The organism is Pseudomonas brassicacearum subsp. brassicacearum (assembly GCF_008801605.1).
Taxonomy (GTDB): domain Bacteria; phylum Pseudomonadota; class Gammaproteobacteria; order Pseudomonadales; family Pseudomonadaceae; genus Aquipseudomonas; species Aquipseudomonas brassicacearum.
The window spans coordinates 16,892-31,598 of sequence record NZ_VZPJ01000003.1 but is presented as its reverse complement, the minus strand read 5'-3'; the positions used below and the strand labels follow the sequence as shown (position 1 = coordinate 31,598).

The window sequence follows — 14,707 nt, the reverse complement described above, 5'->3', positions numbered from 1 at the left end:
CATGGGTGTACAGGCAGCAGAACCATCAACGATTCTTCACGACGACTTCGAACATTTCTGGAGTCAGCAGGGTGAGTGGGTGGAAGAACCCAATGTGCGTCGCGGCGGTGAAAGCGGCGTGCAACGGATCAAGAGCAAGGACGGCAAGCTGCTTTATGCCAAGCGTCAGACCGGACATATTTATCGCAGTTGGTTGCACCCGTTCGGTCGACCGACTGTGCTGCGCGAGCAAGACGCACTCCTGGCGTTGACCCGATTGGGTGTTCGCGTCCCCCAGCTCATTTTCTGTGGCGCCCAGCGGGACCCGGTTCACAAGTGGCGTGCGCTGCTGGTGACCCAGGCGCTGGAAGGCTTTGAAGAGATCGAGCACTGGTATGCCGCAGGTGGCCGCGAGCGCCATGGCGAAGCGGTGCACGATCAAATCCTCCTGGGTCTGGCTGAAAATCTGGCGCGCATGCACATGGGGCGCTGGCAACATGGCTGTATCTACATCAAGCATGTCTTTGTGCGCGTGACCGGAGAGGGCGAGGCGGCCAAGGCTGAAGTGGCTTTGCTCGATTTTGAGAAGTGTCGCCAGCGTCTGACCGCCCACCGTGCGGCATCCCATGACCTGAAGCAGTTGCGGCGCCACTCGTCGTTCAGCGACGCTGACTGGAAAAAACTCGTCTACTTTTACGAGGCGGCGTTTGGCAGCGCTATCAAAGGTTTATAGCGATGAAATTAGAAATTGCTAGAGGTTTGTTTTTAGTCGGAGCCCTGGCAGTTGCATCGATGGCGGTGGCTGTGTGGGAACAGCCACGCTCGCAGATCCTCAGTGCTTCCAATGCTGATGCGCATTGTCCTTTGCCGCGCGTGGCAAAGGTCAGCGAGACGATACGACCGGACAATGACCTGCTGCTGTTCATGTTCAGCCTGTCCCAGGGGATGAGGCCGCAAAGTTGAGAGACATGAAGCCAAAATAAAGGCCTCGCTTGTGCGAGGCCTTTATTTTTTGACTGCAGAAAAACCATTGTGGCGAGGGGATTTTGTGGGAGCAAAGCTTGCTCGCGAAACAGTCGCCCCGATTCCTGGAAGACCGCATCACCTTCATCGCGGGCAAGCCTTGCTCCCACAGTATCCCTCGCCACAGGTGTTCACTTCAGGCCTTGTCCGGCTTGGCCAGCAGCGTGTAGACGCAAGGCAACACGAACAGCGTGAACAAGGTACCAATCGACATCCCGGTGGCGATCACCGTGCCAATGTCGAAGCGGCTCACCGCCCCGGCGCCTGTGGCGAAGATGAGCGGCACCATGCCGAACACCATTGCTGCGGTGGTCATCAGTACCGGTCGCAGACGAGTCGACGCGGCTTGTTCCACGGCTTCGCGCGGTGTCAGGTTCTGTTCCCTGCGCAACTGGTTGGCGAATTCGACAATCAGGATCCCGTGTTTGCTGATCAGTCCAATCAGCGTCACCAGGCCCACCTGGGTGTAGATGTTCATGCTCGACCAGCCGAGGAACAGCGGAATCAAGGCGCCGCAAATCGACAGCGGCACGGTCACCAGGATCACCAGCGGGTCCCGGAAGCTTTCGAACTGCGCGGCCAGTACGAGGAAGATGATCGCCAGTGCCAGGGCAAAGGTCACCCACAACGCGCTGCCTTCCTGTACGAATTGGCGCGAAGCCCCGGCGTAATCGAAGGCGAACCCCACCGGGGCTTCCTCCCGGGCGATCTGGCGGACGGTCTCGATCGCCTCGCCCATGCTCACGATGGGAAAGCCCGAAATGGTCACCGCATTGAGCTGCTGGAACTGGTTCAGTTGTCGCGGTCGCGCCCGGTCGCTGACCTTGATCAGGGTCGAGAGCGGGAGTGATTCACCCTTGGCATTTTTCACGTAGTAATTGTTCAACCAGTCCGGGTTGTCCCGGAAGGGGCGTTCGACCTGGGCAATGACCTTGTAGCTGCGTCCCTCGAGCGTGAAGCGGTTGATCTCGGCTTCACCCAGCAGTGTCGCCAGGGTACCGCCCAGGTCCTGCATCGAAACGCCCATCTGGGCGGCCTTGGCGCGATCGATATCCACCACGACTTCGGGCTTGTCGAACGCCAGGTCAATGTCCATGAAGGCGAACTTACCGGATTCCAATGCGCGCTTTTTGACCCGGTCGGCGATCTCCAGCAGCGTCGCATAATCCTTCGGCGAGTTGATGACGAACGCAAATGGCAAGCCTTCACCGGTGCCCGGCAGCGAGGGCAGGTTGAAACCGAAGATCTGCAAGCCAGGCACGCTTTCCAGCTTGGCCTGGACCTCTGGCAGGATTTCCATCTGGGTTCGGCTGCGTTCGTTCCAGGGCTTGAGCAGGAAGCCGCCGATACCCGACTGTACGCCGTTGTAGCCGTTGATCTGGAACGAGGAGTAGTACTCCGGGAACTCCTTGAAGATGGTAATGAAGTGATCGGTGTACGTGTTCAGGTAGTCGAGGTTGGTTGGCTGCGGGGCGCTGGCCATCATGAAGATGATGCCCTGGTCCTCGTCGGGGGCCAGTTCGGACTTGGTGAACATGATCAGCACCGGGATCAGCAGCAGGACGATCACGGCGAACACCAGTACCACCGGCCGGGTGTTGAGCGTGCCGTGAAGCATGCGCTGGTAACGGCTCTTCAAGCGCTCGAAAACCATGTCCAGCCTATGGGCCAGGCCCGAGGGGTTCTCATCGTGGCGCAGCAGCATGGCGCACATCATCGGTGACAAGGTCAGGGCGACGATGCCGGAGATCACCACCGCCCCGGCCAGGGTCAATGCGAACTCCTTGAACAAAGCGCCCGTCAGGCCCTGGAGCAGGCCGATCGGCGCGTACACCGCCGCCAGGGTGATGGTCATCGAGACCACCGGCATGGCGATTTCCCGGGCGCCTTCTATCGCGGCGTCGAGTGGGGTCTTGCCTTCCTCGATGTGCCGGTGGATGTTCTCCACCACCACGATGGCGTCGTCCACCACCAGACCGATGGCGAGCACCATGGCCAGCAGGGTCAGGAGGTTCATCGAGTAGCCCATCAACTGCATGAAGAACATCACGCCGATCATCGACAGCGGGATGGTCACCACCGGAATGATCACCGAACGCAGGGCACCGAGGAACAGAAACACCACGACAATGACGATCAGCACCGCCTCGAACAGGGTTTTCACCACTTCGTCGATGGAGGCCTGGATGAACAGGGTGGCGTCGTAGGCGATCTCGGCCTTGAGGTTGGCCGGGAGCTGGGCCTCCACGTCCGGCATGATCTTGCGCACTTCCTTGATCACATCCAGCGGGTTCGCACCGGGTGTGGCCTTGATCCCGATGTACACCGAGGGCGTGCCACCAAAGGAACTGATGGAGTCGTAGTTCTCGGCGCCCATTTCCACGCGGGCCACGTCCCGTAGCAACACGCGGCTGTCGCCGTCGGTCTTGAGCGGGATCGCGCCGAAGGCCTCGGCGGACTTGAGTTCGGTGTTGGCGTTGATGCTGGTGACCACATACTCGCCTTTCACTTCACCGGCGGCGGAGAGGAAGTTGTGCTGGCGCACGGCATTGGTCACGTCGGCGGCAGTCAGACCGAAGCCGGCGAGTTTGACCGGGTCCAGCCACAGGCGCATGGCGAAGACCTGGTTGCCGAGGATCTCCGCCTCAGCCATGCCTGGCAGGGTCGCCAGTTTGGGCTGGATCACCCGTGACAGGTAGTCGGTGATCTGCGGGTTGTTCAGTTCCTTGCTGAAGAAGCTGATGTACATCAGTGCCGAGGCATCGGCGGCCTCGCGGCTGAGGACTGGGTCCTCGGCATCCTGGGGCAGCTGGTTCTTGACCTCGTTGGCCTTGGCCAGCAGTTCGGTAAAGAGCCGATCGCTGTTGGAGCCGATGCGGGCATAGACCGAAATCACCGAGAAATTCTGGCGGCTGACCGAGGTCATGTAATCGATGCCCTCGGCACTGGCCAGGCTCTGCTGCATCGGCTGGGTAATGTAGCCCTGGATGGTTTCGGCGTTCGCCCCGGGGTAGGCGGTGGTCACCGTGATCAGGGCGTTCTCCATTTGTGGATACTGACGCAGGGGTAATTTGCTCCAGGCCTGGAAGCCCAGCAGCACGATCAACAGGCTGACCACGGTGGCGAGCACCGGACGGCGGATGAATGGATCGGTAAAAGCCATGGGGGTTCCTTGATCAGTCCACGCGCGGTGGGCTGTTCTGTTCGGTCAGGGTCTTGTCGTCGCTGATGGCGATCGGCGTGCCGTTGTCGAGTTTGAGCTGGCCGGCGATCACGACTTGCTCGCCGCGCTGCACGCCTTTGGTAACCAGCACCTGCCCGTCGCGTCGCTCGCCGGTTTCTACGGAACGCCGTTCAGCGATCAGGACCGGCTGGCCCTTGTCGTCTTTCTCGACATTGCCGTCGGCGGTTTTCTTCTGGCTCACCACGTACATGGAGTTGCCATAGAGGGTGTAGGTCACGGCGCTTTCCGGCACGACGATTCCGGCGGCCACGTCCGGCAGGATCACCTGCAGGTTGGCGAACATGCCGGGCAGCAGCTTGCCGTCGGGGTTGGCCAAGGTGGCACGCACCAGCACGTTGCGGGTGCTGTCCTCGACCTTGGGGTTGATCGCGCTGATGGTGGCGACGAAGTTTTGCCCGGGGTAGGCCGAGACACTGACGTTGACCGACTGGGCAACGGCGAGCCTGGGCACGGTTTGCTCAGGGATGTAGAAGTCCACGTAAAGGCTGCTGAGGTCCTGCAGGGTGGCGATCATCGTGCCGCTGGCCAGGTAGTCGCCAACGTCCACCTGGCGAATGCCGATGGTGCCGCTGAATGGCGCCAGAATCTGTTTTTTGGCCAGCGAAGCCTTGAGCTGGTTGACCGTGGCCTGGTTCTTCTTCAGTTGCGCCGAGAGCCGGTCGAATTCACCCTTGGAGATCGCCTGGCTGCCCACCAGTTGTCGGCCGCGACCGAAATCCAGTTGTGCCAGGCCAAGGTCGGCCTCGGCGGTTTCCAGCAGGGCGCTTTCGACTTCACTGTCCAGTTGCAGGAGCGGCTGGCCGGCCTTGACCTTCTGCCCCGACTGGAATTGCACCTTCTGCACGGTCCCGGCGATTTCCAGGCTCAGGTCCACGCCTTGCAGCGCCTTGAGGCTGCCAACGGTGGGCAGGCGAGCTTGCCAGGGTTGCTGGGCTGCCGTGGCCACGGCCACGCTGACCGGCGGTTTGGGTGCAGAAAACATCTGGATCTGCTGGTAGACGGAGAAGGCCTTGTAGCCGGCGAGCAACAGCACAACCAGCAGGACAACACCCAACATGATCAGCATGCGGCGTCGCAGCATGTTCCACTTCCTTGGAAAAGAGCTGAGAGAAAATACAGATAGGCGGGCACATTACTCTGAGTGTGCGGGCTATTCCAGATGTTGGCGGGTCGGTGATGCGTGGGATTTTTCCGAAAAATCAGGGAGCTCGGCACCGAGGTGCTTCGCTCCCTGGCTCAGGCCAGATGCAAATGGTTGTCCCAGAGCCCTGCCGGCAGATCCAGTGGTTTTGCAACCAGTTGTGTCTGTCGGCAATCATAATAGCGGCAACGCCCTTGGCCCGACGTCACGACAAACCCGTCGGCCACCGCACCCACGCCGGCACAGTCCGGCAGCGGCGCATCCAGGCGTACTTCGCCACTGTCCAGGTCCCAGATGAAGAAGCGGTTGCCGCGAGGAGCGGTCAGGGCCACCAGGCGCAGGTCGCTGTGCACGGCGACGCTGGCGGTGTAGTGCCCCATGGCCTGCAATTGCTCTTCGGGCACCGGGAACGCCTGGAAAGGCTGGCCCGGCCGCTTGATCGCCAGCAGTTCCGAGGACTCGTGGGCAGCGCCCATGAACTGCTGGCCGGAGACGATGGTGCCGTCGCTGGCGACGCCCAGGTGGCGCACGCTGTTCATTGACTGGGCGAGGGTTTCCTTGCTCAGCAGGGTGCCATCGCGTTGCATCAGCACCAGGCTTGGCTCCATGGCGTCGAGGTTCATTTCGACCCGGCTTTCGGCCTCGGTGCGAATGCCGCCATTGGCCACCACCAGCGTTTCGCCATCAGGCATCCATGACACCTGGTGCGGCCCGATACCATGGGTGGACATCTCACCGCTGTGCACCAGTCGCTCGCCTTCGAAACGGTACACGCCCAACAGGCCGCGTCCCGGGTCGGTGGTGTCGTTCTCGGTGGCATACAGCCATTCGCCGCTTTTGTGGATCACCGCATGGCCGTAGAAATGCCGGTTCGGCAACGAAGTGATGGTTTGCAGCAGCGTCCCGTCGCGCAGGTCGATCAGGTAGCTTTCGGTACCTGGACGACGGGCGACGAACAGCGCAATCGGCTGCGTCGGATGATTGATGATGTCATGGCAACGCTGGCCTACCTGGGTGGCGAACACCCGGGTGCCGTCCAGTCGATAGCCAACGGCGTAGTGCTTGCCGTCGCCATCGTCCCGTGCCGAAAGCAAGAGTGGGTGCTTGTCCTTTTGCTTGAACAGCGTCCAGCCGCCCAGGGTGACGGCGCCGAGCAGCAAGCTGCCCAGTGCCAGAACCTGACGTCGAAACATGATCAGTCACCGTCGTTGGCATTGAAGCCCAGTTGAATGCCCAGCGCCTTGGCCAGTTCGCCTTCGTGCAGGCGATGGACGACGTTGAGGCTGTCATACAAATCGTTGAGTTGCTGGCGCCCGGCATCGTCGTTGAGCATTTCGGTCAACGAGCGCTGGCTGCTGGCGAACAACTTCAAGGAGGCATCGTAGGCGGCATCGATCTTGTCGGCCAGTGGCTTCTGGTCGCTTGGCAACAGACCGCGCAGGCCCTTGTTGTCCACGCCTGCCCAGACGGTCCTGGCCGCACTCAGGCTGGCCTCCAGGCCTTGCAACGACGACTGGCTGCGCCAGGCATCGGCCTGGAACGGCTGTGGCACGCCTTTGCTCTGGCGGCCCATCGGAGTGCCGAGTTTTTTCTTCAGCGTGTCCAGGGCGGTGACCTGGACACGCAGCAGGTCAGCGATGGCCTCGTGGGAATCGGCGTAGCGCTGGTTGGGGAATTTGCTCATCTGGGCGAGCATGCCGTCGTTGGTGTTCCAGCGCGACAGGATCTCTTCGGCCAGTTGTTTCTGGCGTTCGCCGATGGCGGTGAGCAGCGGGCAATACTTGGCTTTTTGCGCGCTGTCGGCCATGTCGATCTTGGCGTCGAACAGCAGGTATTCATAGGCCGAGAGGCCCTGGACCACGACGCTGGACTTGGCCAGGCCGGCGGCGTCGATCTGTGGCTCGCTGTTGACCAATTGCTCGACCTGACGGCCCACCAGGTTTTTCTTGTCCGGCCAGAACTGCACCTGCCAGGCGCGGTTGCCCTCGGCCAGCGGACCGATCAGCAGCGGTTGCAGCTCGGCCCAGGCTTTTTGCGCCTTGAGGAAATCGGCGCGGGCGGTTTCCAGGTTTTCCTTGCCTTGGCAGAACGCCAGGGCGCTGGTCGCCAGTTGCCGGTCGGCATCGACCCAGCGGCTGTAGGTCGGCAGGATCACTTGCTTGGCGATGGCGGCCGAGGTGACCGCTTGCGGGTCCTGGGGCGAACAGGCACCGAGGGCGATGGCGGCGAGGCTGGTGAACAACAGCTTGGGACGGAACATGTCGTGCTCCCACTTCTGGAAAAGGCGTTTAAAGGGAATTCAGGAAGGCCAGCAACGCAGCGCGCTGCTCGGCATTGAACGCTAAAACCTGGCGCTGCGCCGCTTGTGCTTCGCCGCCATGCCACAGCACGGCTTCGAGCAGGTTGCGGGCCCGACCGTCATGCAGGAACTGGGTGTGGCCGTTGACGGTTTCGGTCAGGCCGATGCCCCACAGCGGCGGGGTTCGCCAGTCACGGCCGCTGGCCTTGAATTCGCTGCGGTTGTCCGCCAGGCCTTCGCCCATGTCGTGCAACAGCAGGTCGGTGTAAGGGCGGATGACCTGGTTCGCCAACTCCGGTTCGGCAGCGTTGGCGGCGGTGGTGTATTTCGGTGTGTGGCAAGACTGGCAACCGGCCTGGAAAAACAGATTCTTGCCCGCCAGCACCTGGGGCGAATTCACCTCGCGCCGGGCCGGTACGGCGAGGTTGCGGCTATAGAACAGCACCAGTCGCAGGATGTTGTCGCTGACTTCCGGTTCGCCACCGGGGCCATTTCCGCTGGGCGCGCGCTTGCAGTCGACCTGGCTCTCGGTGCAATCGTCGAAGGGCCGCAGGCTTGTCGTCAGGCCCATGTCGCCGGAGAACGCGTGGACGTTCTGCTGGTTGAGGTTGGGCTGTCCGGCCTTCCAGCCGAACCGTCCCAGGACGGTTTTTTGCTGGGCATCGTCCCAAACCTGGTTGGGACGCCCGGCGATGCCGTTTTTCTCCCGGGCCTGGGCTTCGGCGTTCGCCAGGATGGCTTCGTCGGGGATGGCCTCGAGCAGCCCCAGGCCGATCATCGGCGGGGCGACGCGGGCGGAAAAACGCGTGTCCGGGTGCATCGGTCCATAGGCCAGTTGGGTGATCTGCAGGTCCGGCTTGCGCAGTTCCACGATGGTGCCGTCCTGGAAGCGTAGCGGAACCGGCGTGTAATCGACCCGCACCTTGCCTTCCGGAGCGACGCCGGGCACGGACATGTCCTGCAATTGCCCACCGTAAACCGGTTCCGGTACCACCCCGAGTTGCTCGATGACCTTGGCGTAAGGCGGCGCGTCGGGGATCGACAGGCGCACCAGCATCGATACCGCGCTGGTCGCGTCCGGCGTTGGCGGGTGGCCGCGACCGTCCTTGATGTGGCAGTTCTGGCAGGCGTTGGTGTTGAACAAAGGCCCGAGGCCGTCGCGGGCGGTGGTGGTCGAGGGGGCGATCACCCAGGGGCTGCGGAAGAAACTGTTGCCGACGCTGAAATCCACACGCCGCGAGGGCGACAGGTTGGCCGAGGGCAGGGAAAAGGCGTTCTGATCCGTCTTGCGTACCGTCGCGGCACCACCGGAACGGGCTTCCCCCGGTTCGGCCTGGGTAAAACGCGGGGCATCATCGCAGGCGCCCAGGCCCAGGGCCATGAACAGCGCACATAAACGAAGAGGCAACGACGGCATCGGGTGTCCTGGGAGATGAGTGAAAACGAGGGCGCAAAGTCTAACAGGGCGGGGCAGTTTGAATAAGAGGGATTATCGTTTGGTTTTTGAGCAGCACCTTATCCAGATTACCAGGCTGCTTTTCTAAGGCTTGGCTCCAGCGTCCAGTCATTCTCTCCCTAACCGTTCGTCGGCGATCGGCTCTGACCTGTCAATCCTGACAGTAGCCAGCGTCCCCTACCTGAAGTCTCATGGCTCCATGCCGAAAAGCCGCGCGCCCTCCGTTTGTCAGGAACCGTCATGGACATTCAATCCCCTGCCTTGAACGAACTATTCGATCTGATTCCCGTGATCATCATGGGGTGGGTGACGCCAGTTAAACCGGCCGGCATTGCGGATGGCGGTATCCCCAAGAGCCTTTACGACGATCAGCCCAGAGGGCTGAGATGTCTGATCGACCCGTGGAGCGAACTCCAGCGACGTTCCTGGACAATGGCTGTGGATGATCGAGCTGATTTATACGTCAATGACGATCCCTTTCCGGTGGCTGGCAAAGATGTAGGGCCCGGAGAAGAACAGCTGCGCATGGAGTTGTATGTGCCCCATGGGCGGTTGTTGCATGGCATCAACCGGTTGCATTACAAGGTAACCCGTCCCAGTCAAAACGGTGAATCATCCAGGGACCTGCACGTGCTTTATCACTTACGGGCACCGGGTGAGCCGGCGCCCCAAGGCCTGGATCTGGTGATCCCGTCGGATGTGCTCCGTGATGGGGTCAGCGCCGAGCGGGCGGCGCAGGGTGTGGCGTTTGGTTTTACCTATTCCAATCCGCGAGATTACGACAGCATCAGGTTTTTAGTGGGCGATGTGACCGTTCCAGTTGACGGATTTGATGCCTCCAGACCGGTGACGCATACGCTGTTTACCGACACATTCAGACAGGCAGGGGACAACCCCAATACAGCGCTCCAGTTCACGGTGACTGACCAGTTGGGCAACTCCAACCAGTCGTCGATCAAGTACTTGGATATCCATTTGGACCGCGTGCTGATTGCTCCTACTCTTACCAATGTCAAGGATTCCACCGGCCAGGAGATTCCTGACAGAGGCGAAACAACCAGCACCACCTTGGCGCTGTCGGGTCAGGCAAGTAATGGCAAGGAAATCGAGGTCTACGACGGCAGCGGAGCCAGTGCCGTCCCTAAGGGCAAAGCGCTTACCGATGCGACAACTGGCCTATGGACCAAAGAAATTACCGTCCCGGTCGGTGCTCGCCGCCTGTATGCAAAGTCGCTCTACCACCCTACGAACATATATTCGAACGTACGCACCCTGACCGTGATGCCTGAACCCCTAAGCATCGATACCAGCGACGCCATTCTCGACCAGTTAATGTTTAGAGCCGATAAGTTTCCTGATCGTCCGCCAGTAGGGGCGTTCGTAGAGCGGATACCGTCGGGAGGTGTGCCTCCCTATATCTATACTTCCAGCGACCCAGAGGTGGCAGAGCTTTTTTCATCATCAGAACCGCGGGTTGTATCGAAGCGCTCAGGGACCGCTACGATAACCGTTGGAGATCAAATGGGTGCACGCGTGTCTTACCGAGTCATTACTTCCAAGGTTTGGCTGCTGTTTGACTTAGGCAAAGACAATGATTGGCAGACATATTGGAATTGCTCGGGGGCTGCGTGGACCGCCGGAGGGGGCATCCCTGACCTGGTGACTTGGGGAGCACTTCGAACCATCCATGACGGCGACCCAGGTTTGGGTGACTCGCGTGCATGGACTTCGGACCAAGGTCCTGGTGAAAGGACTGTTTATACAATCAACCCCAAGACAGGACTCCGAGAGCTACTGTCCCAGGATAGCGACTATGCAAGGGGATGGATGATCAAAGAGGTATGACCTTTCCTTGGCATTGATGCGACGAGACTGGCAACGCTGTGCAACAGGTAAACCCTGCCAGCCAGTTTGCGGCTGCTGCGCAGCCGAGCGGGAGCAAGCAATCTCCCTTGCCACGGGGGGTTAAGGCTGGACGACAGCCCCCGGCACCAACGGCAGCTCCAGCGTTGCGATGAACCCGCCGCCAGGATGATTGCCCAGCACCAGCGTGCCGCCATGGCGTTCGGCGGCGCGGCGTGCGATGGCCAGGCCCAGGCCATGGCCGGCGGCGGTCTGGCCTGGCGCACGGTAGAACGGCTCGCCCAATTGCCCCAAGTGTTCGGCCTCCACGCCCGGCCCGTGGTCGCGCACGCTGATCAGGATCCGGTCGCCCTGGCGCGCCGCGCGCATCTCGATGGGTTGCCCGGCCGGATTGAAGCGCTGGGCGTTGCGCAGCAGGTTGTCCACTGCTCGCTCGATCATGGTCGGCCAGCCCTTGAGGGTCAGGTCCGCCTCGGTTTCGAGCTGCACGGTTTGTTCCGGTGAGGCCAGTTGCGCATCTTTTTGCAGGGTGACCAGCAAGCCGTTGAGTTCCACCTCTTCGGCGCTGGCGTTGTCGGCATCGACCCGGGCCAGCACCAGGATTTCACTGATCAGCGCTTCCAGGCGATCGCATTCGCGGGTCAGGCGTGGCCAGAGCCTTTCACGTTCCTCGGGGCTGGCCCGTTCAGCCAATGCCAAGGCAATGCGCAGCCGGGCCAGGGGCGAGCGCAATTCGTGGGACACGTCGCGCAGTAGTTGTCGCTGGCTGGTGATCAAGCTTTGCAGGCGCGCGCCCATGCGGTTGAAATCAGTGGCCAGTACGCCGAACTCATCCCGCCGGTTGGCCAGCTTGGCGAGGCTGTTCTGCTGATAGGCGGCCTGGCCCAGGTCATGCACCGCACCACGCAGGCGACTCAGCGGACGGGTGATGGAAAGCGTCACCAACAGGCTGAACAACGTCAGCACCACCAGCGCGATCCCCAGCGCACTGAGGGGCCAGAGCAGGCTGTCGCGGTGCCAGGCATCCAGTTCAGGATGGGGAATGCGGTAAATGAACAGATACGTGTCACCGGTTTTGGCGCTGGTGAATTCGTCGGTCAGTCGCCGCCAGGGCAGGCGTCGCTCGTTGTTGTTCTGCCGAGCTTCGAAGGCCGCGGCGCGATGGGGGAAGGTGCCGCGCACCACCGGGTCGCCGCTTTCGTTGAACACCTGGACGTCGATGTGATACTGGCGCTTGCGCTGTTGCAGGATGTCCTGGGCGGCGTCCTCGCCCTGGCTTTCGTAGGTTTGCGTCCACTCTTCGGGCAGGGTATTGAGACCCGGGTGGCGGCTGAGGATCCAGGCGTCCTGATTGAGCATGTGGCCCATCAGGATCGAAAGCCCTGCAACCAGGGCGATGGCCAGCCAGAAACTGGCCAGGATGCGCCAGAACAATGAACGCACGGTAAATCCTCGAAAACAAAGAAAGCCCAACGGCGATTTGCCGTTGGGCTGGGGGCGTCAATGCATTATTGCGCTTTTTGCGGCTGTTGCGCTTTCCAGGCCTTGAACTCAGCCCACTCGGCGCGACGCTCGGCCTGTTTCTTCTGGATCGCGTCGAACTCTTTCTGCTGCTCAGGCTTCAACAGCCCGCGGATCTGGGCATCGACCTTCTGATGCCGGGCCTCCATTTCGTCCTGCATGGCTTTCTGGTCGGCTGGCGACAGCTTGGCCAGGTACTTGTCTATCAGTTCGCGTTGTTCGTGGCGCTGTTCGCCCATGATCCGGCGAATCTGCTGGCGCTGTTCGCGGCTCAGGTCCAGGTCGCTGAAGGGACCTTTGTCATGCATCATGCCGCCGTGGCGCGGGCCATCCATCGGACCCATCGGGCCGGCGTCTCCAGGCATGGCCATGGCGACGGTCGGCAGGGCAGCAGCGAACATCAGAGCGATAAGGGTCTTGCGCATGGTGTGTCTCCTTGTCTCGTTCCCGGTCAGTTCCGGATGAGTGCAGATTACGGAGATCAAGGTCAGCGGCGGTCAGGGGTGGGTAAAGCTTGGGTAAAGACGGTTTGGTGCGGACCTGACAAATCTGCAGGGCCGGACACAAAGCCCTGTGGGAGCTAGGCTTGCCCGCGATGAAAATAACGCGGTCTCCGAGGGAACCCAGGCGCCTGCATCGCGAGCAAGCTTTGCTCCCACAGCCCCGCGGCGCAGTGTTCAGAGGCTGTAGTAGTAACCACGGCTACGCAGCGCCACGATGCGCGGGCGGCCGTCGGGGTGGGGGCCGATTTTCTTGCGCAGGTTGCTCACGTGCATGTCGAGGCTGCGGTCGTACAGGGTCAGCTTGCGGCCCAGGGCGATCTGCGCCAGTTCCTGCTTGTCCAGCGGCTCGCCCGGCTGCTTGAGCAACGCTTCGAGCAGGCGGCTTTCGGAAACGGTGAGGGTTTGTTCCTGTTCATCGATGCTGACCACGCCGCGCACCGGGCTGAAAGTCAGGTCACCCAGTTCGATCTGGCTGGACACGGCCGTCGGGTGGCTGCGGCGCAGCACGGCGCGCAGGCGGGCGGTCAGTTCACGTGGGTCGCAGGGCTTGGCCAGGTAGTCATCGGCGCCCAGTTCCAGGCCGAGGATACGGTCCAGCGGTTCACCCCGGGCCGACAGCATCAGCACCGGCAGCTCCGGGTGATCGCTGCGCAATTGCTTGAGCAGTTCCAGGCCACTGCCGTCGGGCAGCATCACGTCCAGTACCACGGCTGCCGGGGCGGTTTCGGCCAGGGCCTTGCGGGCACTTTGGCCATCGTGACAGGCCCGGACCTGAAAACCTTCCTGGCTCAACCAGCTTACAAGGAGCTCGCACAGCTCCTGGTCATCGTCTATCAGTAACAGCTCGCTCATGACTCACTCAATTTAGCCATTGCCGACGTTGTCTACGTCCACCGCTGGCAAAGATACCGCAGAGCAGGGCCAATAGCGCTACCCCGGCACCGATGACAAACCATTGCTGTTGATCGGTCAACAGGCGTGGCAGGGGGCTGGCCTGGGCTTCCTTGAGTTGCAGCTTCAGGCGTTGGTTCTCCTGGCGCAACCGGCCCAGCAATGCGCTCTCGCGCTCGGTGTCGGCGCTTTGCAATTGCTTGCTCAGTTCTTCGCGCTGGCGTTCGCTGTCTTTCAAGCGTTGCTGCAGTTCGGCGATCTGGCCGCCGGCACTCAGGGACAAAGGCGTCGAATGACTGCCCTCGGCGTTCTCCTCGCCATGGGCGGGTGCCCCGATCGCCAACGTGACCAATAACAGGCACAACGGACCTTTGCGCATTGCAACTCCTGAATTCCAATCGAGATTAGACAGGTTGTCGGCAGGCAAATGAGAAAGATGAGCAACTGGGGGCAATGAGCCGTGAAGGCTCATCGCGCCAGGGGCATTTACGGCATGACTTGCTTGAATGGCTTGACCACGACATTGGCATAGACGCCGGCCGCAACGAACGGGTCGGCCTCGGCCCATTGCTGCGCAGCGGACAGGGAGTCGAATTCGACCACCATCAGGCTGCCGCTGAAACCTGCGGCGCCCGGGTCGTTGCTGTCCACCGCCGGATGCGGGCCGGCCAGCACTACGCGGCCTTCGTTCTGGAGTTTTTGCAGGCGCTCCAGGTGCGCGGGACGAGCGGCCTGGCGTTTTTCCAGGGAGTTGGCGACGTCGGTAGCAATGATTGCGTAGAGCATG

Annotated in this window: 13 protein-coding genes; 3 read left to right on the top strand and 10 right to left on the bottom strand. The window is 61.5% G+C overall.

All coding sequences use genetic code 11. The annotated features are described in order from the left end of the window. The first annotated feature begins 1 nt into the window (after nucleotide 1). Both F7R20_RS08680 and F7R20_RS08675 read left to right on the top strand, forming a co-directional pair. Entirely contained in the window at nucleotides 2-712 is a 711-nt protein-coding gene (locus F7R20_RS08680; protein WP_003204903.1) for a lipopolysaccharide kinase InaA family protein, read from the top strand. Nucleotides 713-714: 2 nt separating this feature from the next. Then, entirely contained in the window at nucleotides 715-942 is a 228-nt protein-coding gene (locus F7R20_RS08675; RefSeq protein ID WP_013694093.1) for a hypothetical protein, read from the top strand. A 196-nt stretch (nucleotides 943-1,138) separates the two neighbouring features. Here the strand turns inward: F7R20_RS08675 and F7R20_RS08670 are convergent, their stop codons facing one another. From F7R20_RS08670 to F7R20_RS08650, 5 genes are all read right to left on the bottom strand, one after another. Then, nucleotides 1,139-4,165 carry a multidrug efflux RND transporter permease subunit gene (locus F7R20_RS08670; protein WP_003204898.1) on the bottom strand — a complete coding sequence of 1,009 codons (3,027 nt, stop codon included), beginning with the start codon at nucleotides 4,163-4,165 and terminating at the stop codon, nucleotides 1,139-1,141. Between the two features lie 13 nt (nucleotides 4,166-4,178). Further along, the gene (locus F7R20_RS08665) at nucleotides 4,179-5,327 is read right to left on the bottom strand and encodes an efflux RND transporter periplasmic adaptor subunit (protein ID WP_003204895.1); all 1,149 of its coding nucleotides are present in this window, start codon (nucleotides 5,325-5,327) and stop codon (nucleotides 4,179-4,181) included. A 155-nt stretch (nucleotides 5,328-5,482) separates the two neighbouring features. After that, nucleotides 5,483-6,580, bottom strand: a complete 1,098-nt coding sequence (locus F7R20_RS08660) for a DUF1513 domain-containing protein (protein WP_003204893.1) — start codon at nucleotides 6,578-6,580, stop codon at nucleotides 5,483-5,485. 2 nt (nucleotides 6,581-6,582) lie between these two features. Continuing rightward, nucleotides 6,583-7,647 carry an imelysin family protein gene (locus F7R20_RS08655; protein ID WP_003204891.1) on the bottom strand — a complete coding sequence of 355 codons (1,065 nt, stop codon included), beginning with the start codon at nucleotides 7,645-7,647 and terminating at the stop codon, nucleotides 6,583-6,585. 28 nt (nucleotides 7,648-7,675) lie between these two features. Then, the gene (locus F7R20_RS08650; protein WP_003204889.1) at nucleotides 7,676-9,103 is read right to left on the bottom strand and encodes a di-heme oxidoreductase family protein; all 1,428 of its coding nucleotides are present in this window, start codon (nucleotides 9,101-9,103) and stop codon (nucleotides 7,676-7,678) included. Nucleotides 9,104-9,382: 279 nt separating this feature from the next. Here F7R20_RS08650 and F7R20_RS08645 point away from each other — a divergent pair, with 279 nt between their 5' ends. Continuing rightward, nucleotides 9,383-10,987, top strand: a complete 1,605-nt coding sequence (locus F7R20_RS08645; RefSeq protein ID WP_003204887.1) for a hypothetical protein — start codon at nucleotides 9,383-9,385, stop codon at nucleotides 10,985-10,987. A 120-nt stretch (nucleotides 10,988-11,107) separates the two neighbouring features. Here the strand turns inward: F7R20_RS08645 and F7R20_RS08640 are convergent, their stop codons facing one another. From F7R20_RS08640 to F7R20_RS08620, 5 genes are all read right to left on the bottom strand, one after another. Then, on the bottom strand, nucleotides 11,108-12,448 hold the full coding sequence (locus F7R20_RS08640) for a sensor histidine kinase (RefSeq protein ID WP_003204884.1): 1,341 nt from the start codon (nucleotides 12,446-12,448) through the stop codon (nucleotides 11,108-11,110). Nucleotides 12,449-12,513: 65 nt separating this feature from the next. Continuing rightward, nucleotides 12,514-12,951, bottom strand: coding sequence for a Spy/CpxP family protein refolding chaperone (locus F7R20_RS08635; RefSeq protein ID WP_003204882.1), 438 nt, complete (start codon nucleotides 12,949-12,951; stop codon nucleotides 12,514-12,516). 252 nt (nucleotides 12,952-13,203) lie between these two features. Further along, nucleotides 13,204-13,881: a response regulator transcription factor gene (locus tag F7R20_RS08630; protein WP_003204879.1), complete on the bottom strand. Its 678-nt coding sequence runs from the start codon at nucleotides 13,879-13,881 to the stop codon at nucleotides 13,204-13,206. 7 nt (nucleotides 13,882-13,888) lie between these two features. After that, entirely contained in the window at nucleotides 13,889-14,299 is a 411-nt protein-coding gene (locus F7R20_RS08625) for a hypothetical protein (protein ID WP_003204877.1), read from the bottom strand. Nucleotides 14,300-14,406: 107 nt separating this feature from the next. After that, complete coding sequence (locus F7R20_RS08620; RefSeq protein WP_003204875.1) at nucleotides 14,407-14,706, bottom strand: YciI family protein; 300 nt, start codon at nucleotides 14,704-14,706, stop codon at nucleotides 14,407-14,409. Between the last annotated feature and the right edge of the window lies 1 nt (nucleotide 14,707).

What these genes read in the sequence shown, in the direction of transcription:
- F7R20_RS08680 (WP_003204903.1), top strand. Translation starts at nt 2, where the DNA reads ATGGGTGTACAGGCAGCAGAACCATCAACGATTCTTCACGACGACTTC.
- F7R20_RS08675 (WP_013694093.1), top strand. Translation starts at nt 715, where the DNA reads ATGAAATTAGAAATTGCTAGAGGTTTGTTTTTAGTCGGAGCCCTGGCA.
- F7R20_RS08670 (WP_003204898.1), bottom strand. Translation starts at nt 4,165, where the DNA reads ATGGCTTTTACCGATCCATTCATCCGCCGTCCGGTGCTCGCCACCGTG.
- F7R20_RS08665 (WP_003204895.1), bottom strand. Translation starts at nt 5,327, where the DNA reads ATGCTGCGACGCCGCATGCTGATCATGTTGGGTGTTGTCCTGCTGGTT.
- F7R20_RS08660 (WP_003204893.1), bottom strand. Translation starts at nt 6,580, where the DNA reads ATGTTTCGACGTCAGGTTCTGGCACTGGGCAGCTTGCTGCTCGGCGCC.
- F7R20_RS08655 (WP_003204891.1), bottom strand. Translation starts at nt 7,647, where the DNA reads ATGTTCCGTCCCAAGCTGTTGTTCACCAGCCTCGCCGCCATCGCCCTC.
- F7R20_RS08650 (WP_003204889.1), bottom strand. Translation starts at nt 9,103, where the DNA reads ATGCCGTCGTTGCCTCTTCGTTTATGTGCGCTGTTCATGGCCCTGGGC.
- F7R20_RS08645 (WP_003204887.1), top strand. Translation starts at nt 9,383, where the DNA reads ATGGACATTCAATCCCCTGCCTTGAACGAACTATTCGATCTGATTCCC.
- F7R20_RS08635 (WP_003204882.1), bottom strand. Translation starts at nt 12,951, where the DNA reads ATGCGCAAGACCCTTATCGCTCTGATGTTCGCTGCTGCCCTGCCGACC.
- F7R20_RS08630 (WP_003204879.1), bottom strand. Translation starts at nt 13,881, where the DNA reads ATGAGCGAGCTGTTACTGATAGACGATGACCAGGAGCTGTGCGAGCTC.
- F7R20_RS08625 (WP_003204877.1), bottom strand. Translation starts at nt 14,299, where the DNA reads ATGCGCAAAGGTCCGTTGTGCCTGTTATTGGTCACGTTGGCGATCGGG.
- F7R20_RS08620 (WP_003204875.1), bottom strand. Translation starts at nt 14,706, where the DNA reads ATGCTCTACGCAATCATTGCTACCGACGTCGCCAACTCCCTGGAAAAA.